Raw genomic sequence first — 24,427 nt, 5'->3', positions numbered from 1 at the left:
GTCCGGGCTTTTGACCTACTGCATGTCTCCTTAAATCGAGCTCGATTTAAGGACAAAGACATGCAGAAAATCAAAGTGCTACAGCGACCTTTGCGCGTCTGATAAGACGCGCGGCGCTGTAGGCGGCAAGCTGGATAAGGCCGGCCGCATAACGGACGATTATCGCTTGGTCGCCATCCACAGCACGTGGCGCGCACCGCCACGCTTGCCATTGGCGCGCACATTGACCTCGTCGGTGGCAAAGCCGACCTCACGCAATCGCCGCGTAAAAGCGCTGTCCGGCGCCGAGGACCAGACGGCAAGCACGCCGCTGGGCCGCAGCGCCGCCTGGGCGGCGCGAAGCCCGGTATGGCTGTAAAGGCTGTCGTTGGAGGGGCGCGTCAATCCGTCCGGGCCATTGTCGACATCGAGCAGGATGGCATCGTAGGCGGCCTTCTTCGAGCGGATCAGCGCGCCGACATCGCCGACATGGATATCGACGCGGGGATCGTCGAGCGTGCCCTTGTGAAGATCAGCCATGGGGCCGCGCGCCCATTCGACGACGGCCGGCACGAGCTCTGCGACGACGACGTTGGCATCGTCCGGCAGCACGGCGAGGGCCGCCCGCAATGTGAACCCCATGCCGAGGCCGCCGATCAGCATGCTCATGTTTTTCCGGCCGGCGATCCGCTCGTGGGCGAGCGTCGCCAGCGCCTCTTCCGAGCCGCTCAGCCGGCTGTTCATCAGTTCGGTCGAGCCGAGCATGATGGAAAATTCCTGGCCACGCTGCTTCAGGCGCAACTCGTCACCGTCTCCGGGAATGGTGGCTCGGTCTAGCTGGATCCAGGGAAGCATCGGGGTATCTCACTTGCGTCGTTTCAGCGCCTCGTAACATGAGAGCGGCATCGAAGACATCCCATTGTCGGCGATCCCGGGAGAATCGCCGGCAAACCGGCGGTATGGCCGGCTACCGGACAGGCTTTGGCCGTGCCGCCTCCAGACGCGCTGACACGTCTCCAGGCGAAGACGAAAACCGCCGTAAGGTGCTTCGGTTACTCCGCCGAGATCATTCCGGCGAGTACGGCCTTGGCGATTGCCTGGAAGCGGTTGTTGGCGCCGAACTTGCGGATGATGCCGGCTTCGAGCGTGAGCGCCGCGGCGACGTCCATCTCCATCAGGCCGGCGATGCGCGGGGCCGGATAACCGTCGGCCATGAAGGTCAGACACTCGCTCTCGATCGGGGAAAGGTGGACATGGTCATCTTCATCGGTCGCGGTACCGCTGCCATCGCTGCTTTCGAGCAGCTCGGTGATGCGCTGCATCTGGCGGCGCAGGTTCGCCTGCTGGGCGGCAAGTTCCCGGCGCCGCGCCAGTAGCGCCTCGCGAAACAACTGGTCGGCGTCTGCCTGTTCTTCGGTGCCGGCAAGGCCGGTCAAAAGCTCCAGGATGGCGGCGATCGGCATGTCGATCTCGCGGCAGGCGTTGATGACAGCCATGCGGCGGATGTGTTCTTCGTTGTAAACCCGCATCGGCCCCATGCGCGCGGCGGTCAGAAGGCCTTTCTCCTCGTAGAAATGCAGGGTGCGGTGGGTGACGCCGAAGGCATCGGCCATGTCGGCGATCGCCAGCGGGGCCGTCGGATCATGATGGGGAAGGGGAAGGATGGGCAGGAAGCCGACGCGTTCGGGCGCGGCGAGCATGCCTTCGTATTTCCAGTGGTCTCGCGGCATATCGATTGTCCCCGGTCTACAGGCCGCGTCTATCCGGCGCGTTGTCTCTGTAACGTTTGATTTTCCGCATATTTGACCTGAATCGAGGCCGACCCAGGGTGTAACAGTCCGCGTCCGGAAGCGGCGGCGATCACCGGGTCTCATAGGTGCGGACCGCGTCCGCGTGCTGAGGCACTCGTTGACCGACAACGACAATGCCTGCTGCTCGGCTGGGGCACCCCGCGTGGACCACGCGGTTCTACTCAGGACTTCGATGCTTGCCTGACGAGCAACCAGGCATCCATTCCCAACGCATGCGTGCACCGTATACGCGAATCAAATATATGACCAGTCCTTAATATTGGTAGGCTGACGACCGTTTTCCCCGCCTGGTGGTGCCGCTGCCGCTGCACGGCTCCCTACTGCCTGTCTCCTTAAATCGATCTCGATTTAAGGGCCAAGACATGCAGAAAATCAAAGTGCTACAGCGATCTTTGCGCGTCTGATAAGACGCGCGGCGCTGCAGGCCGCCCCAGGAAAACATGCAGTGATTCAAAGCGTTACGGTGAGCTTGCCGCGTCCTCGAAGATGCGGCGCATGCGGTCACGAGGTCAGTGGCTGATAACCTTGAGCGGGCTGTTGGAGCTCAGGATGAACAGCGGTTCGTCCCCGCGCAACGGCGACAGCTTCTGCTGGCAGGACCAGGCTTCCTCGAAGGCACCCCGGGTCAGGTGCTTGCGATAGCGCTGGGTAGCGGCCATGCAGCCCATGAGGGGGCTTTCGATCTGCTCCTGGCGGGCGTGTTCGTAGATCTCGCCGTCGAGCGAAAACAGTTCCGACGCCAGCGACATGCTCTCGTAAAGCAGGTCCGGCTCGGACGCGAGCCGCTTCCAGGTGATGAAGTCCTGGCGCAGGGGCACGTTCTCGCCATCATGGGAGAGAATGACGCGGATGCCCTGCGCCGGCGCATCGTACCAGGTCACCTGCACGGTGAAGGACAGGGCGGAATTGCGCGAAACGGGGCGACCGGTGTCGCCGTCAGTGGCGCGGGCCAGCGTCTTGTGGCGCTGGGCCGCAAGGCGAAGCGCCGTGGCAAACGCTTTTGCATCTTCGTTTTCGGCGCCGGCCATCTTCACCTGAACCGAGGGCAGTACCCGCTCGGTCGCGTGGCGGGCGTTGAAGAGTTTTGCCTGCGCGTCGATGTCCAGCGTCATTTCCTGCGAGGGCATCGGCGCGAAAAGGAGCAGCGGCAGCACGGTCAGCACCGAGAGCGGCGACGAGAAGGGCGCCGGCGGCCAGGCGGGCCGGTGCCCGGCAAAGCGCCGCTTCGTCAGTTTCGGCTGGCGGGGCGAGGCTGCCGCCTGATGCTCTTCCTCGTTACGGGCGCGCTGATACTCCGGAACATAGGTTCCCTTGGGAATGGCGATCCGCCATTCGTCGTCGGCACCGTCGCCCTCGTAGAAAGCCTTGAGCAGCTTGCGCAATTTGCCGGCGTGCACCCGCACGAGCGGGTCGCTGTCGGCGTTGAAGGCCTGGGGCCGGTCGAAGACGTCGATCGCGATCGAGTAACCCTTGAGCTGATGGCCTTCGCCGGCCATCTCCTTCTCGACCACATAGGTGAGGAAGGCCCTGAGGCGCTCTGAACGCGCGAAAGCCTTGCTTTCGAGGATACGACGGAGGGCCCGTCGAATCGTCTCGTCGCAGGGTCTTTCGACCATCGTCATCCGTTCTTGCTCCAGTGTCATGTGAACTAAAATCTATGAAATGCGATCGCGGCGCGGGCTGGGCCATTCGATCTGATTCGGAAAGTTAAGCCCTAAAAAGGTGGTTGTCAGGGTAGTAGACGCCAAATTTGAGTTTTTTCTGAAATAAACGTAAAAATTGCGCCGGTTCTCCCTGTGGCGGATGGTAGCGGAAGTCCAGTCGGCCATTTTCGCCATTCTTGATTGAGTCTTCCCGCATATTAGAGACGCCGATTGTCAAGACTTGGTCAAGACAAGGCGGGCAAACGAACCGCGCGCAAACGTCGCATCGCTCCCCTGCGACCTCCTTGGAATTGCTGCATAATCGGACCTCAAACTGTTTTCGGTTTCAGCAATTATGCAGTAGAACATTGCAACCACATTGCCTGCGTCTGGGCCCGCCTTGGGCCCGCTTTCTGGAAAGTTCAGACATGCCTGCAAAACTGTCCGTGAATCTGAATGCCGTCGCAATGCTCCGCAACCGGCGCGATCTGCCGTGGCCCTCCGTCACCGCGCTTGGCCACATCGCGCTCGAAGCGGGGGCTGCCGGTCTCACCGTGCATCCGCGACCCGACCAGCGCCACGTCCGCTTCAGCGATCTGCAGCCGATCCGCGACCTGATCGACCAGGCGTTTCCGGAGACGGAATTCAACATGGAAGGCTATCCGAACGAGGAATTCCTCGGCCTCGTGGAGATGCATCGGCCGGAGCAGGTGACACTGGTGCCCGACGATCCGGCGCAGGCGACCTCCGACCACGGCTGGGATTTCCGCAAGAACCACAACCTGCTCGGCAATGTCGTCGGCCGGCTGAAGAAGAGGGGTTTTCGCGTCTCATTGTTTGCCGATGGCGACGAGGATGCGGAGGCCTTGCGGATTGCCAAGGAAACCGGCGCCGATCGCATCGAACTCTACACCGGCCCCTATGGCGGTTGCTATGACGACGCGGACAAGGCCGAGAAGATCGCCGCCGAACTTGGCCGCACGGCTGCGATTGCCGTGAGCCTCGGGCTCGACGTCAATGCCGGGCACGACCTGACGGTGGCCAACCTGCCGCTGCTTGCCCGGCACATCCCCGATCTTGCCGAAGTCTCGATCGGTCACGGCCTGACGGCCGATGCGCTGGAATACGGTATGGCCGAAACGGTGCGCCGCTTCCGTCGCGCCTGCGGGCAGGAGGTCTGAGGCGACATTTGCGCCCTAGTTCTTGCGCGGCAGCAGCGCCTTGCGGAAACCCGAGCGATGCCATGAAGGATCTCTTCGTCGTCACCCACGCGGAATCCATCCATCACCTGGAAGGCAAGGTGGGTGGCTGGTACGACACGGATCTGACCGCCCGCGGCAGAGAGGATGCGCAGGCAACGGCCGAACGGCTGATGGCTTTGGTTGGCGGAAGGGACGTGGAAATCCATAGCTCCGATCTGCGCCGCGCCTCCCAGACGGCTGATGCGATAGCAAGGCGCTTCCAGCGGCCGGTGGTGGAAACCGCCGATCTCAGGGAAATCAGCTATGGCGTTGCCGGTGGCAGGCCTCAGGCCTGGCTCGATGCGCGCTACACCCCGGCGCCGGATGACAATCGGCTCGATGATCCCTGCGGGATCGATGGCGCAGAAACCCGGCGCGAGGTGGCGCTGCGCGTCTTCCCTTGCGTCGACGCCATCGTCGCGCGGCCCTGCCAAACGCAGATCATCGTCACCCACGGCTTCACGCTGACGCTGGTGCTTGCCGCCTGGATGAAGATCCCGATCGGCGCCACGGGATTCCTGAGTTTTCCGGCAAAATCGGGAAGCATCACGCATCTGCGCCAGGACGATTTCTTCCGAAACCGGGCGGTCGTCAATCTTGCGGATGCTTCGCACCTGCGCTTTGCGCCATCGTAAGATCTCGCCGATCAGAACAGTGCATGGTGATCGGCAACGCTTCTGTAGCCTACAACTTTGCCGTGGGTCTGCTATAGGTAGAGTCCATTCCTTCCCTCGTAAGCGGCCAATGACATTCCCCACCAGTTTCCGTGAGCGCATCGTTCTCTATGCGCTTTTGACCTCGCTGACCTCGATCAGCATCGATGCGCTCTTGCCCGGCCTGCGCCAGATCGGGGCCGATCTCGGCGTTCGGCCGCCACTTTCCACCCAGCACATCATCTCGCTTTTCATCCTCGGCATGGCGTTTGGCGAGCTGCTGCTGGGGCCGCTCTCCGATGCGATGGGGCGGAAGAGGGCGCTTGTTCTCGGGCTTGGCGTCTATGCGCTCGGAACGATCATCGCCATGGCGGCCGGCTCGCTCGAGATGGTGATTCTCGGCCGCTTCCTTCAGGGCGTCGGGGTCTCGGGGCCGAAGATTGCGACGCGGGCGATGATCCGCGACCAGTTCGAAGGTGACGCCATGGCGCGTGTGATGTCGTTCATGTTCACGCTGTTCATTCTCGTGCCGATGCTGGCCCCGACGCTCGCGCAAGGGATCATCACCGTCGGTGGCTGGCGTAGCGTCTTTGCGGTCTATCTAGCGGCGGCGGGACTTCTCGGCATGTGGCTGGTGGTGCGCCAGCCGGAAACGTTGCCGCTAGAGAAGCGCATTCCCTTTCGCCCGCGGCTTCTCGTGTCGAACGGGCGGCGTATCCTCTCAAATCGCCGCGTGACGCTGCTGATCCTGGCGACCGGGCTCGTCTTCGGCGCGCAGCTTCTTTATCTGAGCACCGCGGCGGATCTGTTCTTCGACGCCTACGGGATCGGGCAGACCTTCCCCTTGTATTTCGCCATGCTGGCGACCGGCATCGGGCTTGCCTCGTTCCTCAATGCCAAGCTCGTGCAGCGCTTTGGTTCGGAGGCGATGGCGCGTTATGGCTTCATGGCCTGGCGGTGGCGGGGCTCGCCATGCTGGCGGCATCCACCCTTTGGGCCGGCCGGCCGCCTCTTGCCGTGCTGCTGGTGCTCGGCTTTGCGGTCTTCTTTGCGATCGGGGTGCTCTTCGGCAACCTGAACGCCATGGCCACGCGCTCGCTGGGGCAGGTGGCGGGCCTCGGGGCGTCGTTGATCGCCTCCGGCTCGAGCCTGATCGCGACCCTGTTCGCGATCGCATTCGGCGCCTTCTACGACGGCACGACGCTCAATCTTTCCGCCGGGTTCTTTGTCGCCGGAACCAGCGCGCTCGTGCTTGCGGAGATCGCGCTGCGGGCCGATGCCTCGCCGGTGGAGGCCGTACGCTAAGCCAGGCAAGATCCGAGCGGACCGTGCGGCAGGCGCGGCCCTGCGCACGGCCCGTCCAGCCCCCAGGGAAACAAGCCCAGGAGAACCCGCAAAGCATGGTCGCGATCCGTCCGTGCACGTCGTTTTCGCAAAGCTTGTCCGCTACGGCAACCCTAGCCGTTGTAGACGACTGAAATCTTGTTTCCGGATGGATCGCGCATGTAGGCGGAGTACCAGTCGGGCCCATAGTGCGGACGCGGCCCGGGTGCGCCTTCGTCCGCCCCGCCATTGATGATGGCGGCCTGGTAGAAAGCATCCACCTCCGCGGGCGACTTGGCCATGAACCCGACCATGGAGCCGTTTCCGGCGGTCGCCGGCTCACCGTCAAAAGGTTTGCAGACCCACAGGACAAAGCCTTTGCCGGTTCCGCCTTCGGAATAGGCGCGCCAGTCCGGAAACTCTATGTGCTTGCTCCATCCGATGGTCGCGAGAATTGCGTCATAGAAGGTATTCGAGCGGGCGCAGTCCAAGGCACCCACGGTCACATAAGCGCTCATAATGTCCCCTTTCTCCGGTGGTGAAGGTGGGGAATGCATAGCGTGTCATAGTGAACATAACAAGAACAAAATGTGGCGACGGCGACTGACAAGATCCTGCTGCCGGGGCGGAAGACGCAATTGGGCATCTCCCTCGTCGCAATCTGGGAGCCCGGCACGGATGGCCGGGCTCGCGTCGTTTCGGACCGGATTCCTTCCTCAGCCGGCAAGTCTCGCCTTGCTCGCTTCCAGGAAAGCGCCGAGCTTTACCGGCGTTGCACCCGTCAGAGACGTCACGTCGTTCGTGACCATGTTGATATGGCCTTCGCGGGTGTTGGCGTCGAAGGAGACGACGATCGGGATGAGGAAGTCCGGCAGGCCGGCGCCCTTCAGGCCGCCTGCGAGCGCCTCGTCCGAGATGTGCACGACATCGAGCCGCTTGCCGGTCGCCTTGGCGACGAGGGCCGCGATCTCGTTGGTCGAGCGCAGCTCGCCGCCGGTCAACGTATAGGTGCGGCTCTCGTTCACATCTGAGGCAAGCGCAGCGGCGGCTGCCCTGGCGGCATCGGCGCGGGCGATGTGGGCGAGGCGGCCTTCGCCGGACGAGGAATACCATTGCCCGGTCTCAAGCGCGTGCGGCAGGGCCATGAACAGGTTCTCCATGTACCAGCCGTTTCGCAGGATGGTGTAGGGGATGCCGGTCGCCTTGATGGCGTTTTCGGTGCCGAGATGATCGGGCGCGAAGGGGATCACCGATGTCTCGGGGCTGGGCATGGAGGTGTAGAGGATATGCTTGGCGCCGGCCTTCTTCGCAGCTGCCACGGCGGCGAGGTGCTGCTTCAGGCGCTTGCCCGGCTGATCCAGCGCGTCGGTCGAGATGATCAGGATCCGGTCGGCGCCGGCAAAGGCCTTGTCGAGCGAGGCCGGGTCGTCGAAATCGGCGACGCGGGCCTGAACGCCCTTGGCCGTGTAGTCGGCAAGCTTGGCCGAGTCACGGCTGGTGGCGATGATCCGGGTCGGCTCGACGCCGGAGCCAAGAAGCTGGTCGAGCACGAGCTTGCCGAGCTGGCCGGTCGCGCCGGTGACGAGCAATGTATCGGACATGGTCTTTCCTTTTCCTCTAAACCTGAGACGGGATGGCCGCGGGACATCGCCCGCACTTTCCTCGCTCGTCGTTGATGCCGGCGGCCCGGGAGGTCGCGCGGCACATGGTCTCTTTTTGAGACTTGCTCTTATCTCGTAATCTCGGTACAGCTGTAAAGGAGGCAGTTTTTTCTGCTGTGGTTACAGGAAGGGTACCGCCTATGAACAAGCTGACCGGGGATGTGAAGGGCAAGCGCGTGGCCATCGTCTGCGGCGTTCCGATGGACATGGAGAACTGCCCGGTGCGCGACGTCATGGACAATATCGGCGGCAAGTGGAACTCGCTGATGATCCTGTCGCTGGCCGACGGTCCCTTGCGTTTCTCCCAGCTTCGCCGGCTCATCCCCGACATTTCCCAGCGCATGCTGACCCAGACGCTGCGCGACCTGCAGCGCGACGGCTACATCCACCGCACCGTCTACCCGACCCAGCCGCCGAGCGTGGAATATGCACTGACCGATCTCGGCCGCTCCCTGCTTGGCCTGCTCAAGCATTTCGTCGACTGGTCGTTGGAAAACCACGGAGCGATCCGCGCGGCACGCGAGGTGTACGACGCGGAGGCGTAGGGCGTTTCCCTGCAGGCGCGAAATTCGCCGTGGGGGCCAATCATTGGCGCATACGGCGCTTTCTCTCTCGTTCCGGGCTTTCGCTAGCGAAGTTTGCCCCTCACCCTAGCCCTCTCCCCGCGGGCGAGGAGAGGGGACGTGGACGACGGCTGCGCTCCCAGCCGGGACCTGCTGTCGAGAATGTCGTGACTGAAAATCGTGAGGTGGAGCGAGGGGGTGCCACGAGTCTCCTTCGCCCCGCCTGCGGGGAGAAGGTCCCGGCAGGGGGATGAGGGGCTGTCGACCACGTGCTCGACGTCGTGTCCCTTCGTGTAGACTTGCGCTAGCGCCTTGATTTTCCCTATAGTTTCGTCGACTGCCTACTCACCTCGGGGACCCATGAAGACACTTGATATCGGCATTGCGGGCGCCGGCCCGGCGGGGCTCGCGGCGGCGCTGATGCTGTCGCGGCAGGGTCATCGGGTGGAAATCCTCGAACGCTTCGACGTGGCCTCGCCGGTCGGTTCCGGCCTGATGCTGCAGCCGACGGGACTGACGGTGCTGAACGCGCTCGGCCTGCTGCCGTCCATGCTTGCCCTCGGCAGCCGGATCGACCGGCTCTATGGCGCCGATGCAAGATCCGGCCGCACCGTTCTCGACGTGCGCTATGACGCGCTGGCCGGTGGCCGCTTCGGGCTGGCGGTGCAGCGCGCGGCGCTTTTCAACACGCTGCATGATGCCGTGGTCGCCGCCGGCTTGCCGATTCGCACCGGCGTCACGCTCGCCGATGTCCGAATGGCCGGTGCCAAGGCAGTGCTTCTGGACACAGAGGGGTGCGAGGTGGGCGCCTATGATCTGGTGATCGACGCGAGCGGTGCGCGCTCGACGCTATCGGGCGGCTCCGCTGTCGCGCCCAAAGTGCGCGAGCTCACCTATAGTGCCTTCTGGGCGACGCTCGACAGCGAAGGGCTCGTCCATGATCCTCACGCCCTGGTGCAGCGCTACGACCAGGCGCGGGTGATGATCGGCATCCTGCCGGCGGGCAGGGCGCGGGTCGGAGAGAAGGCGCGCGTCGCCTTCTTCTGGAGCCTGAGGGTCGCGGATGCGGACGCGGTGCGCATTGCCGGGCTTGAGCGCTGGAAGGCGCGTATCCTCGACTACTGGCCGGATTGTGCGCCCTTGCTCGATCAGGTCGCCGACTGGGAGCAGCTGACGCTGGCGCGTTATGCGCATCGCACCATGCGCCCGCCCGTCTCCGGCCGTATCGCCTTCGTCGGCGACAGTGCCCATTCGACGAGCCCGCAGCTCGGGCAGGGGGCCAACATGGCGCTTCTCGACGTGGCGGCGCTGGCGCATGCGCTGGAGACCGCGCCGGATCTTGATTGCGCCCTTGCCACCTATGCTGCCGCGCGGCGCAATCATGTCGCGCTGTTCCAGCTTCTCTCGCTGGCCTTCACGCCGTTCTACCAGTCGGACTCGGCGCTGCTCGCCTGGCTGCGCGACCGGCTGGTCGCGACGATCGCCCGCACGCCGCCGATGCAGGCGCTGCTCGCCTCGATCGTCTCGGGCACGCTGATCGACCCCTTCGCGTCGGCCGGGCTTGCCGAATGCGATTGGCAGGCGTTGGGCGCGCGCCCGGACGGCCTGCTGCGATCCGCCTCGGACGCGATTTCCGCCTGAGGCAGTCGGCGAATCCTGTAACGAGAGGGCCGGATTGAGGGATGGAGAAATTGCGATGACCGAAAGCGTGGCGGCCATACTGGTGCATGTTCCCGACACGGAAGCGGGGCTCGCCTGGTATCAGCGTGCTTTCCCAACGGCCGAACGCCGGTGGCTTCAGGCGTTCGACTTCGCCTATCTCAAGGTCGGCACGGTGGATCTCGAAATCGTTCAGGCGGATGAGAAGGTGGCGAGCGGTGCCGCAGGTTCCGTCGTCTACTGGGCGGTCGAGGATTTCGACCGGGCGCTTGCCCATTTCGAAGCGCTCGGCGCACCTCTCTATCGTGGACCGATGGCGATCCAGGAGGGGCTCTGGATGTGCCAGGTGCGCGATCCCTGGGGCAATTGCATCGGCCTTCGCGGCCCGCGATCTGGATACAAGGGAGAGGAAGCCTGATGCCGGATGGTCCCGTCAGCTGTGAAATCCGCTACCGGCTCGCGCAGGGCCGGATGACGGAGTTCGATGCCTATGCCCGAACCTGGGTTGAGCTCATCGAGCGTCATGGCGGCACGCACCACGGCTATTTCATCCCGCGCGAAAAGCCCGAGGGCATCGGCACGAGCTTTCCGGGTGTCGGCGAGGAGGGCGCCGGCGATATCGCCATCGCGCTCTTTACCTTTCCGGACGAGGCGGCTTACCGCCGCTATCGCCGTGACGTTGCCAGCGATCCGGACGGCATCGCGGCCAATGCGCGTTACGCGGACGATCCGCCGTTCATCAGCTACGAGCGCATCTTCCTGCAGCCGCTTCCAAGAAAATGACTGGACGCAAAGCGGAGGGCGGATTTCCCGCCCTGCGTTTGCACCCGTTTCTCGTTTCTGTTCAGGCAGCCCGTGCCAGCAACGCGCCCTCGAGCGCAAACTCGACGGCAGCGTCCGCGTGGATCGCGGTGGAATCGAAGCCCGGCAGCGGCAGGGCCCTGGGGTCGAGGGTCAGGCAGATCTCGGTGCAGCCGAGGATGACGGCGTCCGCGCCTTCCGCCTCGGCCTTGTCGATCAGGTCGATCAACGCCCTGCGGGAAGAGCGCAGCACCTTGCCGGCGCAGAGTTCGTCAAAGATGACGTTGTGGACGAGCGTCCGGCCATCCGCGTCCGGCACCATGATGTGGATGCCGTGGCTCCGCATGCGCTCTGCGTAGAAGCCGTGCTCCATGGTATAGCGGGTGGCGAGCAGCAGCGGCTTGCGGCTGCCGGCGGCCTTGAGGCGGAGCGCCGTCTCGTCGATGATGTTGATCAGCGGGATGTTCACCGCCGCCTGCACCGCGTCTGCGATCAGGTGCATGGTGTTGGTGCAGATCAGCACGCAATCGGCGCCGGCCGCTTCCAGGCCACGGGCGACATCGGCAAGCCGCTTGGCGGCATCATCCCAGCGGCCAGCCTTCTGCAGGTCGACGATCGACTGGAAGTCGACGGAATGCAGCAGCACCTCGGCCGAGTGCAGCGCGCCCAGGCGCTCGCGAACCGCCTCGTTGACCATGCGATAATAGACCACCGAGCTTTCGAAGCTCATACCGCCGATCAGACCAATCTTGCGCATCGCCATTCCTCTTTCCCTTTATGGCGCGCCGGGCACGCCGTTGTTCGATGGCCAGAACTATGCGGCCGAAGCCGCCGGAATGGTTCGCTTTGTTCGCGAGAGGAATGCCGTTCGGCGCGAAAAATTTGCGCATAGAGGTAAATTTGTACAAATATATACGGCATTGAATCGCAATGGGTGGAGGGATCGGCGTGCTTGACGAGAGAGACAGGAAGCTGCTTGGGCTGTTGCAGCAGGATGCCAGCGTCGCGGTCGGCGAATTGGCAGAGCGGGTCAATCTTTCGCTTTCCGCCTGTTCGCGCCGCATCCAGCGGCTGGAGGAGGCGGGTTACATCGCCAGGCGGATCGTCGTGCTCGACCGCGAGCGCATGGGCGTGCCGACCACCGTCTTCGCGCTGATCAAGACGGCGCATCATTCGGACGAGTGGATCGAGACGTTCCGCCGCGCGATCAGCGATATCCCTGAAATCGTCGAGGCACATCGATTGACGGGAAACCATGACTATATCGTCAAGGTCGTGCTGCCGCGCGTCGAGCACTACGACGTGGTCTACAAGCAGATCGTGCGAAAGGTGGAGCTCTTCGACGTTTCCGCCTCGATCTCGATGGAAATCCTGAAGAGCGGCACGGCGGTGCCGGTCGATTATGCGGAGTAAGAATCAATGACGGATGAGGCAAACGAGGCGAGCACCGCGAACGAAGGCGACGTTGCCGATGCGCTTGTGGTCGTCGATGTTCAGCGCGCTTTCATCTCCGGGCCGGAGGCGGTGCCCGGCCATGTCGGCCTTCAGCGCGCCGTCGGGGTTCTGTTGCGGCAGGCTCGTGCGGCAGGCGTGCCGGTGATCTTCCTGCAGAATGACGGACCCGAGGGTGCCTCCGACGAGCCGGAGACCGACGGCTGGCGGCTTTTCTTTTCGGCGGAGGCGGATGAGGTGGTGGTGCGCAAACGGAAGGACGACGGTTTCGATGGAACCGACCTCGAGGATTTGTTGCGGACGCGTGGCATCGAAACGCTTGCGATTTGCGGCATGCTCTCGGAAATGTGCCTGGCGGCGACGGCCCGCACGGCGATCGCCAAGGGCTTCACCGTGATCCTCGCCAACGACGCCCATGCCACCTATGACGTGCCGCCCGGTCCCGGCCGCTCGCCGATGGTGCCGGCGCGTCTGGCCGCGCGCGCGGCCGAATGGTCGCTCGGTGACGAGATCGTGCTGGTGGACGCGGCCGACGAGATCACCTTCGCGACAAGGCCTTGATCGCCGGCCGTTCTTGACTTTTTGCAAGGGTGACATGAGGTGGCTGCGCTTGTCCTAGCTGACCACAACCCCAATCTTGTGGCATGTCCAATAGAAGGCCGGCTGGGAGCCAGCTGGAAGCAAACATGCAGGACAGGCATCATGTGGTCGTCGTTGGCGGCGGGTTCGGCGGATTGCAGCTCGTCAAAGGGCTCGCCGGCGCGCCGGTTCGCATCACCCTCATCGACCGGCGTAACCACCATCTTTTCCAGCCCTTGCTCTATCAGGTGGCAACGACGCTGATCGCCACCTCGGAAATCGCCTGGCCGATCCGCAGCCTTTGGCGCGACCGGCCGGAGGTGACGACGCTGCTCGGCGAGGTGACGGATGTGGACGCGGCCGAAAAGGCGGTCGTTCTCAGGGACGGCAAGCGCATCGGCTACGATACGCTGGTGTTGGCGACCGGGGCGACGCATGCCTATTTCGGCCATGACGAATGGGAGCCCTTCGCCCCCGGCCTGAAGACGCTGGAGGACGCGACGACGATCCGCCGCCGCGTGCTGCTCGCCTTCGAGCGCGCCGAGCTGGAAGAGGATCCGGATGCCCGCGCAGCGCTCCTGACCTTCACCGTCATCGGTGCCGGCCCGACGGGCGTCGAGCTTGCCGGCATCATCGCCGAGATGGCGCATCGCACGCTTCCAGACGAATTTCGCCGCATCGATACGCGGCAAACGCGCGTGCTCCTGGTCGAGGCGGGTCCGCGCATTCTCGCTGCGTTCAGCGAGGATCTCTCGGCCTATGCGGTCAAGGAACTGGAGCGCCTCGGCGTCGAGGTTCGCACCGGCACGCCGGTGACATCATGCACCGAAGAGGGCGTGATGATCGGCGAGGAATTGGTCGCCAGCCGCACGCTCGTCTGGGCTGCGGGCGTCCAGGCGTCACCCGCTGCCCGCTGGCTTGATATCACTGCTGACCGCGCCGGTCGGGCGATTGTCGGCGCCGATCTGACTGCACCCGATCATCCCGATGTCTTCGTCATCGGCGACACGGCTTCGGTTACCTATGACGGCGGCAAGCCGGTGCCGGGCATTGCGCCCGCCGCCAAGCAGCAGGGCGCCTATGTGGCCGATGTCATCCGCGCGCGGCTTGCAGGCGACAATCCGCCCGCCGATTTCCGCTACCGCCACCAGGGCAGCCTCGCCACCATCGGCCGCCGCGCCGCGATCATCGATTTCGGCCGGTTCAAGCTGAAGGGCGCGCTTGCCTGGTGGATCTGGGGCATCGCCCACATCTACTTCCTGATCGGCACGCGCAGCCGCTTCGCGGTCGCGTGGAGCTGGTTCTGGACCTATCTCAGCGGCCAGCACAGCGCCCGGCTGATCACCCAGAAGGAGACGCTGAAGGAGAAGGGCTGAGGGGTTCTATGCCGCATGTTTCCAGCCGACCGGAGGGCAAACATGCGGCAACTCCGAAAGAGCGACAGCGCTGCGCGTCGGCAAAGGCGTGCGGTGCTGCAGATTCGCACTTTCTGGATGGTGCTCTGATCTCTATGTTCCCGTCTCATTTCAGGGAGTCGGGGATCCAGATGACGAGACATCAGCGCTTGGGCTGCCTTTATGCCATGGTCTTCATACTTGCCGGTTTCAGTGCATCGGCTGCCGAAGCCGCGCCGTCCTGCCCCAAGATCAGCTACACGGCGGAACGGGCCCGGCTGCAAAAGGTGCTCTCGGCGAATGCGTTCCCGCGTGACGAAACCGCCTTCCTGCTGAGGGGTGTGGATCAACAGCTCAAGGAAATGCCCCAAAGCCGCCTGAACGCACACGGCGCTGAATGCGGCATTCAGGCGGTACGTGCGCTCGTCCTGGGGTGCGTGAACAAAACACTCCCTGAGATGTTGGAGACGACGTCCAGGCCGAGCGCCAAATCCGGACAGGCCTATTGGGACAAAGCGAATGTTTCTCGTCGCGAAGCGGCCCTGATCGGGGTCACCCATGCGTGCCGCAGCGCGGCGATGGAAACATTCCTCTCAGGCTCGTGACGCGAGGGTGGGCCAAAGTGGCTACCTACTTCTCAACCTTCACGATCAGGATCATCGGGCGATCGACTTCTTCGGCAAGGGCAGGGATCTCCGCGATCTGCTCTTCCGTCGGGCGCCACTCCTCTACGTGGCGGATGGCAAAGCCCGTTGATATCAGCGTGTTGAGCGTCGTGCCTGTCGTGCGGTGGTGCTTGATCACGCCCCTTGCCAGCCAGTCGGTGGTGCGTGGTCCCTCGGCCGAATAGTGATCGACCGGCCAGGTGCGCTCGCCGTTCTCAAGCCGCCAGCCGGGATTGAGCGACGCCATATAGATCGGGTGCTCGATGGTGAAGACGAAGTGGGCGCCGGGCACGAGCGCCCGGTGGATGGTGGTGACGAGCCGGCCGAAATCCTCGACATAGTGGAAGGCGAGCGAGCTATAGGCGAAGTCGAAGCTCTCTTCGGGGAGGTCGAGCTGGTCGAGGTCGGCGATCCGGTAGTCGATCGCCGGATCGGACGTGTCGGCCCTGGCGCGGGCGATCATTTTTTCCGAGAGATCAAGTCCGAGCACCTGGGCCGCACCAGCCTCGCGGGCAAAACGCGAGAACCAGCCGAAGCCGCAACCGAGATCGACGACGCGTTTTCCCGACAAATCCGGCAATTGGGCGCGAATCGCCGGCCATTCGGCAGCACCTGCAAGGCCATGCACCGAGCGTCCGAGCTGGCTGTAGCCTTCGAAGAATTCCGGCTTGTCGTAAATGTTCTGGGCCATATCGGTCTCCTTCGGGGCAATGGGCAAGAGCGCGGTCGTCTGCCGCGCGCGATAGGGCGAGCGGGCATCGTTTGCCGTTACCTTGGGAACAGCATGCCGGCAAGGATCCTGCTCGAAACCTCCGGCATTTCAAAGTGCTAGCGCGTTGATCTGATAGGGCGTCGAGCGCCGCAAGGTCAAGTTGCGGCTGAGGTGCAAGGTTTTACTTGTGTTTTTTGGGGGTGTGTTAATGTACGATTCTCTTGGTCCAGTCCGTTTTGTGGAGGCGTAATGTCCGAGGCCATCCATCCCACTGCAATCCATCATTTGCCGGCATTCATCACGGCGCCGGGACAAAGCGACGTCCTGTTCAACGTCGTCGTCGTCTTCATGATCCTGGCGATCTTCGCCCTCGGCACCTTCTATCTCAGACTGCATTCGCTGCCGGAAACCATGGCGCACAAGAGCCACAAGGTGCAGTACGAGCTGGTGGCGGTGCTGGGGCTGATCTCGCTGCTCACGCACAACAACATCTTCTGGATCGCGGCGCTGATCCTGGCGCTGATCGACCTGCCGGACTTTTCCTCGCCGCTCTCGTCGATCTCCCGCTCTCTGGAGAGGATCGCCGGCAAGGTGGATGCATCAACTGAACCGGTGCCGGCCGAGCCCGAGACGGTGGCGAGCCATCCGGCCGTACCTGCAGATCGGCCGTCGATGGAAGGGAAGGCCTGAGCCATGTTCGAATTCATGCTTTGCTCGATGCTGACGATCCTTCCTGACTATCTCTTCCGCCGCTATGTCCAGGGCAAAAGGTTCGGGCGGGAGATCACCATCTATTCGGTGTGGTTCGAACTGCGCTGGGGCATCACCGCCTGCATCATCCTGACGATCTCGCTGATCACGCTGATCTTCTACTTCCACCCCTCGACGAAGAATGTCACCGCGGCGTTCCGCACGGTCGCCATCCTGCCGGAAGCCGGCGGGCGCGTTTCGGAAATCTATGCGACGCGCTTCGAGAAGGTGAAGGCCGGCCAGCCGTTGTTCAAGCTCGACAGCTCCGAACAGGAAGCCGCCGCCGAGGTTGCCCGCCGCCAGATCGCCGAAGTGGAAGCGGAGCTCGCCGTCGCTCGCACCGAGCTGGTCGCCGCCGATGGCGCGATCGTGGAAGCCCAGGCGGCCGTGCAACAGGCTCAGGACGAGTACGACACCCAGGTCGAACTCAACAAGCTGAACCCCAACGTCGTCGCACGGCGCGAGATCGAGCGTCGGCAGGTCAACCTCGAAGGGCGCAAGGGCGCACTCACCGCTGTCCTTTCCAACAAGCAGACGCTGGAGACGAAGCTCTCGTCGCTGCTGCCTTCGCAAAAGGCGAGCGCCGAAGCGGCCCTGAAGGAGGCGGAGGTCGATATTAGCAAGACCACCGTGCGCGCCGGCGTGTCCGGCCGGGTGCAGCAGTTCGCACTCCGGGTCGGCGAGGTCGTCAATCCGCTTCTGCGGCCAGCGGGCGTTCTCGTCCCTGAAGATGCCGGCCGGGCGCAGCTGGTCGCTGGCTTCGGGCAGATCGAGGCGCAGGTGATGAAGGTCGGCATGATCGGCGAGGCCACCTGCATCGGCAAGCCCTTCACCATCATTCCCCTTGTCGTCACCGACGTGCAGGACGTGATCGCCTCCGGCCAGGTGAGGGCGAGCGACCAGCTGATCGACGTCACCCAGATCTCGCAGCCCGGTACGCTGACCGTGGTCATGGAGCCGCTCTATCCCGGCGTGCTCGAGGACATTCCGCCCGGCAGCAGCTGCATCGCCAATGCCTATACCAACAGCCATGACGAGCTCGAGTCGCCCGATATCAGCACCGCCCGCTGGGCCTATCTGCACGTGGTCGACGCCGTGGGCCTCGTCCATGCGATGATCCTGCGCATGCAGGCTTTGATGCTGCCGGTGCAGACGCTGGTGCTCGGCGGGCATTGAGGGGGCGGTGTAGCCTCTGAGGTGCCCCTACGGCAGTCAATATAAGGGCCCCGACCGGAACTGGTCGGGGCCCTTTCTCTTTTCCTGTTCCTCAAATGAACTGAGCCTCCGCGGGGAACGGAGGCTCAGGCGCGCAATAAAAACAAATAAAGCAACTGCACGGCAATAAAAACGCAACCACACTACTCTTCCGGGGATTGTATGTTTGCGGTGTGCAATTACAGGTGCAGTTTGACAAAAGCGGGGTCTGAAATCAATATAATTTAAGGGGCATTTGAGTAGTCAATTCGAGCTAGGCAGGGCCGCGCGATGACTTGCCCAAGCGGATTAGAAAGGCTTTGCCGGGGTTAGACGCCATTTTTTCGGCCCATGGCCAGGCTGATCGCTAGCTTTCGCCGCCATCCGCGGTGATCTCCACCGGCATCGTCCAGGGTTCCCAGATCGCATCGTGGCTGCCGCCTTCGCGTCGGTAAAAACGCTTGGCGGCGTCGTTGGTCGCCAGCACGGTCCAGTTGATGCGCGGCGCGCCGATCCTGGCGGCGTGGCTTCAAAGCTGCGATCAATGCGGCGCCTGCGCCCGAGGAACGTGCTGTTTCATCAGCGAAAAGTTCCTTCAGCACCAGCGCCGGCTTCAGATCGTAGGTCCACGGGATAACATAGTGTACGGCGATACCGACTGCACGACCGCCGAGATCCGCGACCAGCACGCCGAAGCGCGGGTTATCGCCAAGCCCGTGTTCGATGAGATCCGCTTCGGTCACGAAAAATTTGTCGATGTAACCTTCGAAGATTGCAAGGCCGCGCATCAGCCCCAGCACATCGGTCACGTCGGGGCGTTCGAAGGGGCGGACGGTGAGGGGTGATGCGTTCATCTCGACATCTCGTGCAAAGGGGTGACCTGTTAGGTGTGGGTTACGGAAGGCCCGCGGGGACGCCCGCCTTGCTGCAGATTCCTTGGATAGCAACCCATTTAGGGACAATTATCCAGCGGTCCAAAGTGCGTAGCGATTTTGCGCTGACCGGCGCTCAGGCGGCGAGCAGGGCCTGCGCTTCCCCCGGTGCTGCGCCGGTGGCGAAGGCGAAGCCTTCATCTTCCCAGCCGGTGATGCCGCCGATCATGATCTTCACGGGGCGGCCGAGCCGCGCGAGCTTGAGCGCGGCCTGATCGGCGCCGTTGCAATGCGGGCCGGCGCAGTAGGCGACGAAGATGGTATCTTCGGGCCACTCGGCCATGCGCTCGGCGCTGATCTCGCGGTGGGGCAGGTGGATCGCGCCCGGCACATGGCGGCGAGCGTAAGCCGCATCCGAGCCGACCACATGCAAGAGCACGAAATCCTGCTGCCCGCTCTTCAGCGCATGGGCGACGTCGGCGCAATCGGTCTCGACGCTGAGGCGCCCGGCGAAATGGGCAATGGCAATCTCGGGGGAAGCGGCGGGGGTTTCGGTGACGTAGCTCATCGGGGCTCTCCTTGGCTCGGTGCGTGTTGACGAAGAGATATGTAGCAGCGCCTGATGAGGGCTGGCAGTTGGCAATATTGCCATATATGCTCAAGATCATGCCAAAGTCGTTTTCCGCTACCCAATCGCTCCAAAATCCGCTCGTCGTGGCACTCGCCTATGACGGGCTCTGCACCTTCGAGTTCGGCGTCGCCGTCGAGATGTTCGGCCTGCCGCGGCCGGAAATGGGCGAGGACTGGTATCGCTTCGCCGTCGCCTCGGTCGATCCCGGCGAGCTGAGGGCAACCGGCGGCGTGCGCTTTGTGGCCGATGGCGGCATCGAGCTTCTGGCCGAGGCCGGCACGATCATCGTGCCCGGTTGGCGCGGCGCGGACCAACCTGTGCCGGAGGCAGTCTGCCAGGCGCTGCGGGATGCGCATCAGCGCGGCACGCGCGTCCTTTCCATCTGTTCCGGCGTCTTCGTGCTGGCGGCGGCAGGACTGCTTTCGGGCCGGAGGGCGACGACCCACTGGCGCTATACCGACAAGCTTGGGGCGTTATATCCTGACATCGAGGTGGTGCCCGATGTGCTCTATGTCGATAGCGGGCAGGTGCTGACGTCTGCCGGCAGTGCCGCCGGCATCGACCTCTGCCTGCATCTGATCCGCCGCGATTTCGGCAGCGAGGCGGCCAACCGCGTGGCTCGCCGCCTGGTCGTGCCGCCGCACCGCGACGGCGGCCAGGCGCAGTTCATCGAGCGGGCGGTGCCTGATGTGCATGAGAGCGCCCGGCTCGGGCCCTTGCTCGATCGCATGCGCGAACGGTTGGGTGAAGACTTCTCGATCGCCGTGCTGGCAAAGGCGGCGGGCATGAGCGAGCGCACATTCCTTCGCCGCTTCGAGGCCGCGACCGGCACGACGCCGGCGCGCTGGCTTTTGAACGAGCGGCTTTCGCGCGCCCGGCAATTGCTGGAGGAAACCGCGCTCGGCATGGAGCAGGTGGCCGAAGCTTCCGGCTTCGGCTCGACCCAGACGCTGCGCCACCACTTCCGCCAGCAGCTTTCGACGACACCTGCCGCCTACCGCGCGACGTTTGGGCGGATGGCGGGGCAGGCGGGTGTGCCTGCCGAGGTCGCCGCGGAGTGATCGGGTGGCGTGAGCCACGCCGCCGCGATCCTGTTTGACGTGACGCATTCCGGGCGGAAACCGCTGCACGCTTTTCCTGGAATTGCTCAATTTTACGCGATCGTGCAGCAAATTGGGGGCAAGTTCCAGCGACAGCTTTGCGCCAACGAACGAACCCGCTCGCGCGGGAGGGGCGCGGGCTTTGAGGCGTGTGCCTCGTTGACGGCATCGGTGAGGCTTTGATCGAACAGAGGTGACGGGCGGCCGGAGAGCTCCGAGCATGAAGGGGTCAACCTTCAGCTTGAGAGGAGCATCCGATGACCGTCGTCCCTTCGAATCCATCCGGCAGCGCGCTTCGTGAGCGCATGATCGAAGACATGTCCATGCGCGGCTTCACCGAGGCCACGCGCCGTGACTACATCCGTTGCGTGAAGGCGCTTGCCGCCTTCCTCGGCCGCTCCCCCGACACGGCGACGGCTGAGGATCTGCGCCGCTTCCAGTTGCACCAGACCCAGGTGGGCATGCAGCCGCCGAGCATCAACAGCTCGGTCTCGGCGCTGCGCTTCTTCTTCACTGTGACGATCGACCGGCCTGATCTGTCTCGCCGCCTGACCCTGATCCATCAGCCGCGCAAGCTGCCGCTGGTGTTGAGCGTCGAAGAGGTGGCGCGGCTGCTCGAAGCCGCGCCGGGGCCGAAGTACAAGGCTGCCCTCTGCACGGCCTATGGCGCCGGGTTGCGGGTGTCGGAGATCGTGGCGCTCAAGGTGACCGATGTCGACTCGACACGCATGCTGATCCGCGTCGAACAGGGCAAGGGGCGCAAGGATCGCCACGCCATGCTGTCGCCGCAACTGCTCGAGTTACTGCGGGCTTGGTGGCGCGAGGGCAAGCGCCGCGGCGTAATGCTGCCGCACGGCTGGCTGTTTCCGGGCCGCAACCCGATCACGCCACTCTCCACGCGGCAGATGAATCGCGCCGTCCATGCCGCCGCGGAAGCCGCCAAGATCAAGAAGCGGGTGACGCCGCACACGCTGCGCCACAGCTTCGCCACGCATCTGCTGGAGCAAGACGTCGACATCCGCGTCATCCAGGTGCTGCTCGGCCATGCCAAGATACGACCGCGCTCTATGCCCGCGTCGCCACCAAGACCATCCGCGCCGTGATGAGCCCGCTCGACCGGATCAGACTTCTGGCAGCGGACGAGACCAAACCGGACGCGTGACGCGGCGGCGGTGAGCCGCCCGTTCCTGGAGGTCGCCGATATCTTCCACCGCCATGGCGCCGCCTGGCGCGCGGCCCATGCCGGTCACTTGAGCCTCGGCCAGTTGAAGGTAATGTCGGCGATCGAGAGCTGCCGCACCGCAACCCTCGGCGGTCACGTCGAGGCATGCGAGGACTGCGGCCATAGCCGCATCGCCTACAACAGTTGCCGCAATCGGCACTGCCCCAGGTGCCAGGGTGCAGCGGCAAGGGAATGGCTCGCCGCGCGCCAGGCCGATCTGCTGCCCGTCGGCTACTTCCATATCGTTTTCACGCTGCCGGTCCCCAGGGCCTGATCAGCCCTGACGGATCCAGGGGGACGAACCGTGGTAGTCTATGGCTAAGCAAGCCGCCTACAAGAATGGTCGCGTCCTTCTGAGCCCTTGCCCGCCGAAAGCGGGATGTTGGTGCAGCCGCCAAGGGCGGCGACCGGATGTGAGGTTGACCAGGCCCGGTTTCGGGCAGTGTCGCACAATCGGGCTCAGACCGTGGATGCCGTCTCCGAATAAGGAACGAACAATGCCGCCGTGATTCCTCGGCTTGACGTGATGACCCTCATGTGAGGACTACCGTCGCAGCGGTGACGAGCGCTATCGGGTCATGACGCTCGATCCAGATGAATTCATTCGCCGCTTCCTGCTTCACGTACTGCCCACGGGCTTCCATCGCATCCGTCACTATGGACTGCTTGCCAGCGCCGGTTGCGCGGCAAATATCGCGCGCGCCCGCATGCTTCTCGCCGCGCCCCAGCCTGAAGTCGGCCGATCCGATGATGCCGATACTGCTGCCCCGCCCGACTGGCGGCCGCCCTGTCCATGCTGCGGTGGGCGCATGATCATCATCGAGACCTTCGAGCGCGACAACCAAGGCCGAGCACCGCCATCCGCCGCCTCAACAAGCGGGGCCTAAACGCCATGACCGCGACCCGCCCGTCACGCACCATTCCTGCCCAGGGACCTCATCGGCCCCGGAAGGCTAACGTCGTGCGCCGGCGCCGAACGTCGCAACGCAACACACCAAAATCGACCGCCCTGCAGCCACCAGGCCGCAGCATGCGCAGCACCCGCGAGGTTGGCTCCACCGTCAACATGATCATTGCCACCCGTCTGCCGCATCAGTTCGGCCGAGCAGCACCCAACGAAAACGACAAATCCCCATAGACCGGCAACCGCGCTCCCCATCCCGCGGGTTCCTTCCCTGGAGGCTTTCGGACGCCGGCCCGGTGCCAGGCCATCACGTGGATGCCGGCATCCGAAACCCATCACACTTCCTGACCTGCGTTGCGCTGAATTGAATGTCCGGTTGTCTCGAAATCGCTTATCTGAGACCTGAATTGAGCAAACACAGTCCGCTGCAGATACCAATTCAATCCGATGGCCAAAGCGAAAGCTGAGACTTCAGCAGCGCCTTGGTGTCGGCATCCGCGAAGCTCGCGTCGATCGACGTCCGAGCCACTTCGCGCACGATTGCGTCCGTCCAGCCGAAGGTGGAGCGGGCCAGTTCATATTCCGACGGCAAGTTTGTTGCGAGAAGGCTCGGATCATCAGTGTTCACCGAGACACGCACTCCGGCTTTGCGGAGCCGCTCGATTGGATGGGCATCCATCGATGGGTAGACGTTGAGCGTCAGATTGGAAGTCGGACAGATTCCGAGCGGTATGCCGCGCTCCGCAAGCAGCGCCACGACTCTCTCGTCTTCGATTGCACGCACACCATGATCAATCCGGTCTGCGCCAAGAAGTTCGATGGCGTCGCGCACACCCTCGGGTCCGCTCGATTCGCCGGCATGAACGGTGCGCCGCAATCCAGCGGCACCTGCGCGGCGGAAGGCGTCAGCAAAGCGCGGACCGGTGCGCCCGGCGGCAGCCTCATTACCGTCGATCGATAGAGCTGCCACGCGCGGGTGGCACCATTCAACGAGCTGGTCAACCATTTCGGCGGCTTCATCCGCTGTCTGGGTGCGTAGCAAGCTGATGCAAAGCCTCGCCGTCGGGAGGCCATCCTGTTCCGCTGCGGTGAAGCCAGCATCGAGGGCTTCGATCATGGCCCTGGTTCGCCCGTGCCACGCACTCCAGTGGGTCGGATTGATAATGACATCGGCATAGCCAGTGCCGTCGGCAGCGAGGCGCTGGCAGAAGGCATAGGCCAGCTCGGACAATCGGTCCGCTGTGTTTGCAAGACCGCACGCCCAGTCGAGAAAATGCAGGAAGTCAGCAAGCCCACCGAATTCCAGCAAGCGTTCGCGCGGCCTCGGCATCGCCACTCCTGCTTCAACCGCCCATTTCTCCAAGATGGAGGGCTCGAAAGTCCCCTCGAGATGGACATGTACCTCTGCCTTGGGCAGGGCGCACAGCGAGGTGTGTTGTTTTGCTTTTGCGGGGCTGTTCATTTGCATACATCGCGCGCCGGTCGAGGGCGCCCTCCTGTTATCGTCGGAAGTTCAGACGCAGGCACGGATTCTGGTGCCGGCGTTGAAGGGTCAGCTTGGCACTTAGTTATCTGCTGTGACGAGAAGGTCTTTTGTCATGGAGCCAAAGCTACACGC

Annotated in this window: 25 protein-coding genes and 3 pseudogenes; 18 read left to right on the top strand and 10 right to left on the bottom strand. The window is 63.7% G+C overall.

Translation table 11 applies throughout. The features are described from left to right. Positions 1-159: 159 nt before the first annotated feature. The 3 genes from BLU35_RS15720 to BLU35_RS15705 all read right to left on the bottom strand — a co-directional run bounded on the left by BLU35_RS15720 (position 160) and on the right by BLU35_RS15705 (position 3,412). Positions 160-834, bottom strand: a complete 675-nt coding sequence (locus BLU35_RS15720) for a spermine/spermidine synthase domain-containing protein (RefSeq protein ID WP_058326714.1) — start codon at positions 832-834, stop codon at positions 160-162. Between the two features lie 197 nt (positions 835-1,031). Then, positions 1,032-1,709, bottom strand: a complete 678-nt coding sequence (locus tag BLU35_RS15715; protein ID WP_057253643.1) for a MerR family transcriptional regulator — start codon at positions 1,707-1,709, stop codon at positions 1,032-1,034. A gap of 590 nt (positions 1,710-2,299) precedes the next feature. Beyond that, positions 2,300-3,412 carry a hypothetical protein gene (locus BLU35_RS15705; protein ID WP_093233657.1) on the bottom strand — a complete coding sequence of 371 codons (1,113 nt, stop codon included), beginning with the start codon at positions 3,410-3,412 and terminating at the stop codon, positions 2,300-2,302. A gap of 449 nt (positions 3,413-3,861) precedes the next feature. On the opposite strand from BLU35_RS15705, the gene BLU35_RS15700 reads away from it, so the two are divergent. From BLU35_RS15700 to BLU35_RS36140, 4 genes are all read left to right on the top strand, one after another. Next, positions 3,862-4,614 (top strand): pyridoxine 5'-phosphate synthase, encoded by a 753-nt coding sequence (locus tag BLU35_RS15700; RefSeq protein ID WP_093233656.1) that lies wholly within the window; start codon positions 3,862-3,864, stop codon positions 4,612-4,614. 62 nt (positions 4,615-4,676) lie between these two features. Continuing rightward, the gene (locus BLU35_RS15695) at positions 4,677-5,309 is read left to right on the top strand and encodes a histidine phosphatase family protein (RefSeq protein WP_093233655.1); all 633 of its coding nucleotides are present in this window, start codon (positions 4,677-4,679) and stop codon (positions 5,307-5,309) included. A 109-nt stretch (positions 5,310-5,418) separates the two neighbouring features. Further along, positions 5,419-6,405 carry an MFS transporter gene (locus BLU35_RS15690; RefSeq protein ID WP_286161529.1) on the top strand — a complete coding sequence of 329 codons (987 nt, stop codon included), beginning with the start codon at positions 5,419-5,421 and terminating at the stop codon, positions 6,403-6,405. Beyond that, positions 6,345-6,632 carry an MFS transporter gene (locus tag BLU35_RS36140; protein WP_286161528.1) on the top strand — a complete coding sequence of 96 codons (288 nt, stop codon included), beginning with the start codon at positions 6,345-6,347 and terminating at the stop codon, positions 6,630-6,632. Before BLU35_RS15690 ends, BLU35_RS36140 begins: the two co-directional genes overlap by 61 nt. Before the next feature lie 152 nt (positions 6,633-6,784). On the opposite strand, the gene BLU35_RS15685 is transcribed toward BLU35_RS36140, so the two are convergent. After that, positions 6,785-7,168, bottom strand: coding sequence for a VOC family protein (locus BLU35_RS15685; RefSeq protein WP_093233654.1), 384 nt, complete (start codon positions 7,166-7,168; stop codon positions 6,785-6,787). A 198-nt stretch (positions 7,169-7,366) separates the two neighbouring features. Next, positions 7,367-8,251: an NmrA family NAD(P)-binding protein gene (locus BLU35_RS15680; protein WP_093233653.1), complete on the bottom strand. Its 885-nt coding sequence runs from the start codon at positions 8,249-8,251 to the stop codon at positions 7,367-7,369. Between the two features lie 200 nt (positions 8,252-8,451). Here BLU35_RS15680 and BLU35_RS15675 point away from each other — a divergent pair, with 200 nt between their 5' ends. The 4 genes from BLU35_RS15675 to BLU35_RS15660 all read left to right on the top strand — a co-directional run bounded on the left by BLU35_RS15675 (position 8,452) and on the right by BLU35_RS15660 (position 11,316). Then, complete coding sequence (locus BLU35_RS15675) at positions 8,452-8,856, top strand: winged helix-turn-helix transcriptional regulator (RefSeq protein WP_058321302.1); 405 nt, start codon at positions 8,452-8,454, stop codon at positions 8,854-8,856. Between the two features lie 378 nt (positions 8,857-9,234). Then, the gene (locus tag BLU35_RS15670) at positions 9,235-10,515 is read left to right on the top strand and encodes an FAD-dependent oxidoreductase (protein ID WP_093233652.1); all 1,281 of its coding nucleotides are present in this window, start codon (positions 9,235-9,237) and stop codon (positions 10,513-10,515) included. A gap of 55 nt (positions 10,516-10,570) precedes the next feature. Next, positions 10,571-10,951: a VOC family protein gene (locus BLU35_RS15665; RefSeq protein ID WP_093233651.1), complete on the top strand. Its 381-nt coding sequence runs from the start codon at positions 10,571-10,573 to the stop codon at positions 10,949-10,951. Beyond that, positions 10,951-11,316, top strand: a complete 366-nt coding sequence (locus tag BLU35_RS15660; RefSeq protein WP_058321305.1) for an NIPSNAP family protein — start codon at positions 10,951-10,953, stop codon at positions 11,314-11,316. The genes BLU35_RS15665 and BLU35_RS15660 overlap by 1 nt, the downstream gene beginning before the upstream one ends. A 61-nt stretch (positions 11,317-11,377) precedes the next feature. Here BLU35_RS15660 and BLU35_RS15655 read toward each other — a convergent pair whose 3' ends face one another. After that, positions 11,378-12,097, bottom strand: a complete 720-nt coding sequence (locus tag BLU35_RS15655) for an aspartate/glutamate racemase family protein (protein ID WP_093233650.1) — start codon at positions 12,095-12,097, stop codon at positions 11,378-11,380. A 185-nt stretch (positions 12,098-12,282) separates the two neighbouring features. Between BLU35_RS15655 and BLU35_RS15650 the strand changes: the two genes are divergently transcribed. From BLU35_RS15650 to BLU35_RS15635, 4 genes are all read left to right on the top strand, one after another. Further along, positions 12,283-12,747 (top strand): Lrp/AsnC family transcriptional regulator, encoded by a 465-nt coding sequence (locus BLU35_RS15650; RefSeq protein WP_057253667.1) that lies wholly within the window; start codon positions 12,283-12,285, stop codon positions 12,745-12,747. 6 nt (positions 12,748-12,753) lie between these two features. Then, complete coding sequence (locus BLU35_RS15645; RefSeq protein WP_093233649.1) at positions 12,754-13,347, top strand: isochorismatase family protein; 594 nt, start codon at positions 12,754-12,756, stop codon at positions 13,345-13,347. A gap of 125 nt (positions 13,348-13,472) precedes the next feature. Further along, entirely contained in the window at positions 13,473-14,741 is a 1,269-nt protein-coding gene (locus tag BLU35_RS15640) for an NAD(P)/FAD-dependent oxidoreductase (RefSeq protein WP_093233648.1), read from the top strand. A gap of 170 nt (positions 14,742-14,911) precedes the next feature. Beyond that, positions 14,912-15,364, top strand: a complete 453-nt coding sequence (locus tag BLU35_RS15635) for a hypothetical protein (protein ID WP_143032933.1) — start codon at positions 14,912-14,914, stop codon at positions 15,362-15,364. 25 nt (positions 15,365-15,389) lie between these two features. Here BLU35_RS15635 and BLU35_RS15630 read toward each other — a convergent pair whose 3' ends face one another. After that, a complete protein-coding gene (locus tag BLU35_RS15630; protein ID WP_093233646.1) occupies positions 15,390-16,115 on the bottom strand; it encodes a class I SAM-dependent methyltransferase in 726 nt (241 codons plus the stop codon). 270 nt (positions 16,116-16,385) lie between these two features. Here BLU35_RS15630 and BLU35_RS15625 point away from each other — a divergent pair, with 270 nt between their 5' ends. Both BLU35_RS15625 and BLU35_RS15620 read left to right on the top strand, forming a co-directional pair. Continuing rightward, the gene (locus BLU35_RS15625; protein ID WP_176907275.1) at positions 16,386-16,826 is read left to right on the top strand and encodes a hypothetical protein; all 441 of its coding nucleotides are present in this window, start codon (positions 16,386-16,388) and stop codon (positions 16,824-16,826) included. 3 nt (positions 16,827-16,829) lie between these two features. Further along, positions 16,830-18,062 carry an HlyD family secretion protein gene (locus BLU35_RS15620; RefSeq protein ID WP_093233645.1) on the top strand — a complete coding sequence of 411 codons (1,233 nt, stop codon included), beginning with the start codon at positions 16,830-16,832 and terminating at the stop codon, positions 18,060-18,062. Between the two features lie 347 nt (positions 18,063-18,409). On the opposite strand, the gene BLU35_RS15615 is transcribed toward BLU35_RS15620, so the two are convergent. Together BLU35_RS15615 and BLU35_RS15610 are read right to left on the bottom strand one after the other, a co-directional pair. Further along, positions 18,410-18,889, bottom strand: a complete 480-nt coding sequence (locus BLU35_RS15615) for a hypothetical protein (RefSeq protein ID WP_143032932.1) — start codon at positions 18,887-18,889, stop codon at positions 18,410-18,412. Between the two features lie 199 nt (positions 18,890-19,088). Next, on the bottom strand, positions 19,089-19,520 hold the full coding sequence (locus tag BLU35_RS15610; protein WP_093233643.1) for a rhodanese-like domain-containing protein: 432 nt from the start codon (positions 19,518-19,520) through the stop codon (positions 19,089-19,091). Positions 19,521-19,606: 86 nt separating this feature from the next. Between BLU35_RS15610 and ftrA the strand changes: the two genes are divergently transcribed. The 4 genes and pseudogenes from ftrA to BLU35_RS35935 all read left to right on the top strand — a co-directional run. Then, entirely contained in the window at positions 19,607-20,644 is a 1,038-nt protein-coding gene (ftrA, locus tag BLU35_RS15605) for a transcriptional regulator FtrA (RefSeq protein ID WP_502688156.1), read from the top strand. A 296-nt stretch (positions 20,645-20,940) separates the two neighbouring features. Then, positions 20,941-21,845, top strand: a pseudogene (locus BLU35_RS15600) (tyrosine-type recombinase/integrase). A gap of 10 nt (positions 21,846-21,855) precedes the next feature. Beyond that, positions 21,856-22,164 (top strand): annotated as a pseudogene (locus tag BLU35_RS15595) (IS91 family transposase); the annotation flags it as partial. Between the two features lie 280 nt (positions 22,165-22,444). After that, positions 22,445-22,792 (top strand): annotated as a pseudogene (locus BLU35_RS35935) (transposase); the annotation flags it as partial. A gap of 456 nt (positions 22,793-23,248) precedes the next feature. On the opposite strand, the gene add reads toward BLU35_RS35935, so the two are convergent. Next, positions 23,249-24,271 (bottom strand): adenosine deaminase, encoded by a 1,023-nt coding sequence (add, locus tag BLU35_RS15585; RefSeq protein WP_093233642.1) that lies wholly within the window; start codon positions 24,269-24,271, stop codon positions 23,249-23,251. Positions 24,272-24,427 lie beyond the last annotated feature (156 nt).

Source organism: Sinorhizobium sp. NFACC03, from assembly GCF_900103435.1.
Classification (GTDB): Bacteria; Pseudomonadota; Alphaproteobacteria; order Rhizobiales; family Rhizobiaceae; genus Ensifer.
The sequence above is the reverse complement of the archived record's forward strand: the minus strand, read 5'-3'. Positions and strand labels throughout refer to the sequence as shown.

Bases quoted from the DNA above. Each gene is read 5' to 3' on its own strand.
- BLU35_RS15720 (WP_058326714.1), bottom strand. From the start codon at position 834: ATGCTTCCCTGGATCCAGCTAGACCGAGCCACCATTCCCGGAGACGGT.
- BLU35_RS15715 (WP_057253643.1), bottom strand. From the start codon at position 1,709: ATGCCGCGAGACCACTGGAAATACGAAGGCATGCTCGCCGCGCCCGAA.
- BLU35_RS15705 (WP_093233657.1), bottom strand. From the start codon at position 3,412: ATGACGATGGTCGAAAGACCCTGCGACGAGACGATTCGACGGGCCCTC.
- BLU35_RS15700 (WP_093233656.1), top strand. From the start codon at position 3,862: ATGCCTGCAAAACTGTCCGTGAATCTGAATGCCGTCGCAATGCTCCGC.
- BLU35_RS15695 (WP_093233655.1), top strand. From the start codon at position 4,677: ATGAAGGATCTCTTCGTCGTCACCCACGCGGAATCCATCCATCACCTG.
- BLU35_RS15690 (WP_286161529.1), top strand. From the start codon at position 5,419: ATGACATTCCCCACCAGTTTCCGTGAGCGCATCGTTCTCTATGCGCTT.
- BLU35_RS15685 (WP_093233654.1), bottom strand. From the start codon at position 7,168: ATGAGCGCTTATGTGACCGTGGGTGCCTTGGACTGCGCCCGCTCGAAT.
- BLU35_RS15680 (WP_093233653.1), bottom strand. From the start codon at position 8,251: ATGTCCGATACATTGCTCGTCACCGGCGCGACCGGCCAGCTCGGCAAG.
- BLU35_RS15675 (WP_058321302.1), top strand. From the start codon at position 8,452: ATGAACAAGCTGACCGGGGATGTGAAGGGCAAGCGCGTGGCCATCGTC.
- BLU35_RS15670 (WP_093233652.1), top strand. From the start codon at position 9,235: ATGAAGACACTTGATATCGGCATTGCGGGCGCCGGCCCGGCGGGGCTC.
- BLU35_RS15665 (WP_093233651.1), top strand. From the start codon at position 10,571: ATGACCGAAAGCGTGGCGGCCATACTGGTGCATGTTCCCGACACGGAA.
- BLU35_RS15660 (WP_058321305.1), top strand. From the start codon at position 10,951: ATGCCGGATGGTCCCGTCAGCTGTGAAATCCGCTACCGGCTCGCGCAG.
- BLU35_RS15655 (WP_093233650.1), bottom strand. From the start codon at position 12,097: ATGGCGATGCGCAAGATTGGTCTGATCGGCGGTATGAGCTTCGAAAGC.
- BLU35_RS15645 (WP_093233649.1), top strand. From the start codon at position 12,754: ATGACGGATGAGGCAAACGAGGCGAGCACCGCGAACGAAGGCGACGTT.
- BLU35_RS15640 (WP_093233648.1), top strand. From the start codon at position 13,473: ATGCAGGACAGGCATCATGTGGTCGTCGTTGGCGGCGGGTTCGGCGGA.
- BLU35_RS15635 (WP_143032933.1), top strand. From the start codon at position 14,912: ATGACGAGACATCAGCGCTTGGGCTGCCTTTATGCCATGGTCTTCATA.
- BLU35_RS15630 (WP_093233646.1), bottom strand. From the start codon at position 16,115: ATGGCCCAGAACATTTACGACAAGCCGGAATTCTTCGAAGGCTACAGC.
- BLU35_RS15625 (WP_176907275.1), top strand. From the start codon at position 16,386: ATGTCCGAGGCCATCCATCCCACTGCAATCCATCATTTGCCGGCATTC.
- BLU35_RS15620 (WP_093233645.1), top strand. From the start codon at position 16,830: ATGTTCGAATTCATGCTTTGCTCGATGCTGACGATCCTTCCTGACTAT.
- BLU35_RS15610 (WP_093233643.1), bottom strand. From the start codon at position 19,520: ATGAGCTACGTCACCGAAACCCCCGCCGCTTCCCCCGAGATTGCCATT.
- ftrA (WP_502688156.1), top strand. From the start codon at position 19,607: ATGCTCAAGATCATGCCAAAGTCGTTTTCCGCTACCCAATCGCTCCAA.
- add (WP_093233642.1), bottom strand. From the start codon at position 24,271: ATGAACAGCCCCGCAAAAGCAAAACAACACACCTCGCTGTGCGCCCTG.